This window comes from Kocuria sp. (assembly GCF_030536815.1).
GTDB lineage: Bacteria > Actinomycetota > Actinomycetes > Actinomycetales > Micrococcaceae > Kocuria > Kocuria gwangalliensis.
This window is the reverse complement of sequence record NZ_JAUNPE010000265.1, coordinates 1-2,223: the sequence shown is the minus strand read 5'-3', so window position 1 is coordinate 2,223 and position 2,223 is coordinate 1. Positions and strand designations below refer to the sequence as shown.

The window sequence follows — 2,223 nt, the reverse complement described above, 5'->3', positions numbered from 1 at the left end:
ACCTGAATGGTGGAGAAGTCGTCGTCATCCTTGCCGACTTCCAGCAGCGAGACGTCGAACGTACCGCCACCGAGGTCGAAGACCAGGATGAGCTCGTCTTCCTTGCCCTTTTCCAGGCCGTAGGCCAGCGCCGCGGCGGTGGGCTCGTTGATGATGCGGAGCACGTTCATGCCCGCAACCTCACCGGCCTCCTTGGTGGCCTGACGTTCTGCGTCGTTGAAGTACGCGGGAACGGTGATCACGGCGTCCGTGACCTTGTCGCCCAGGTACGACTCGGCGTCGTTCTTGAGCTTCATGAGGGTACGAGCCGAGATTTCCTGCGGCGTGTACTTCTTGCCGTCGATGTCCTGGGTCTTCCAGTCGGTACCCATGTGACGCTTCACGGACGCAATGGTGCGATCCACGTTGGTGACGGCCTGACGCTTGGCGACGTCACCCACCAGGGTTTCGCCGTCCTTGGAGAACGCAACCACGGAGGGGGTGGTGCGGTTGCCTTCCGCGTTGGCGATAACGACGGGTTCGCCACCTTCGAGGGCGGCGACCACGGAGTTGGTGGTGCCGAGGTCAATACCTACTGCACGAGACATAGTTGCGAGTCCTTTCTTTCGACTGCTTGGGTCTGTTCCCGCCCACTCGACGCGCGAGCACTCGGGACAAATGTCAAACATGAGTTGTTATGACTCAAGTTTGCCACATGAGCGCCAGAAGTCAAGTAAAGTTGAGTCGAACGCGCTCAATGTGATGGAGCCAACATCCATGAGGTCACGATCGGGCAGCCTGACTAAACACCGAGAACTCGATATAGTCGTCTGCTTGTGCGCGGGCCTCCCATTGACGCGTGTCAGGTAGCGCAGGGCCCCGCCTCTACTTAGGAGACACACCTCTCTCGATTTCACGACTCATTCACTCGACGCCATGTCCAGGAGGACCGTCTTGAGCACGCCACCACACCCGTCAGAACAGCAAACCGGTTCCGGTTCGTCCGTGACCGTTGAACCGCCCAACGGTGAGATCATCTACCGGGACAACCGCAGCAAATCACGCAAGATCATTGATGAGCTGACCTACCCCCACGGGATCCACCCGGCGTTGGTCCCCGGCGTGGGTGTCGAAGACCGCAAGCTGAGTTTCGCCACGGACAAGGTGGTCTTCCTGGTCACCGCGGCCCTGATCGTGGGTTTCATCCTGTGGGGCATCCTCTCCACCGAAACCCTGACCAACGTCTCATCCACCGCCTTGGCCTGGGTGACCGCGAACACCGGCTGGTTCTTCATCCTGCTCTCCACCGCGTCCGTTCTCTTCATGCTGGTCATCGGCTTCACCCGCACCGGCCGCATCAAGCTCGGCCGCGACAACGAGCCGCCCGAATACTCCTTCTTCTCCTGGCTGGCCATGCTCTTCGCGGCGGGTATGGGCATTGGCCTGATGTTCTACGGCGCGTTCGAGCCCATGACGTACTTCGAGGGCGGTATCCCCGGTTTCGAGGGCGTGGCCGAGGCCGGTGACGACTCGATGGTTGTGTATTCCCTGGTCCAGACCGCGTTCCACTGGGCGCTCAACCCCTGGGCCATTTACGCGGTGGTGGGTGTTTCCGTGGCCTACGGTGCATACCGCCGGGGCCGTGCTCCGTTGATCTCCCGAATCTTCACCACGCTGCTGGGTCAACGCCGGGTGGAAGGCACGCTCGGCAAGCTCATTGACGTGTTCGCCATTTTCGCCACGCTCTTCGGCACCGCCGCTTCCTTGGGTTTCGGTGCCATGCAGATCACGCAGGGTCTGCAGATCGTGGGCGATGTGGAACCGGGCGGTAACACGGTGCCCATCATCGTGATCTGCGTCCTGTCGATCGCTTTCATCGTGTCCGCGGTCTCCGGTGTTTCGCGCGGTATCCGCTACCTCTCCAACACGAACTTGGTGCTGGCTTTCATCCTGGCGCTGTTCGTGTTCGTCGTGGGGCCCACGGTGTTCATGCTCAGTCTGATCCCGTCCGTGTTCTCCACCTACATTTCCGAGTACCTGTTCATGACCGGCCAGTCGGCCGCGTGGGGTCCCGCCGCCGCGGAGTTCTCCAGCACCTGGACCGTGTACTACTGGGCCTGGTGGATGTCCTGGGCGCCGTTCGTGGGCATGTTCATCGCCAAGATCTCCCGCGGCCGCACCATCCGTCAGTTCGTGACCGTGGTGCTCGTGGTGCCGGCGTCCGTGTGTGTCCTGTGGTTCATC

The 2,223-nt window shown here is 61.3% G+C and carries 2 protein-coding genes; one reads left to right on the top strand and one right to left on the bottom strand.

What is annotated here, in order from left to right; translation table 11 throughout:
- Positions 1-587, bottom strand: a 587-nt coding sequence (locus tag Q4E95_RS13010; protein WP_303383705.1) for an Hsp70 family protein, incomplete at its 3' end; no start/stop codon positions are given.
- A gap of 346 nt (positions 588-933) precedes the next feature.
- Here Q4E95_RS13010 and Q4E95_RS13005 point away from each other — a divergent pair.
- The coding region (locus Q4E95_RS13005) for a BCCT family transporter (RefSeq protein WP_303383704.1) at positions 934-2,223 on the top strand (1,290 nt) is incomplete at its 3' end.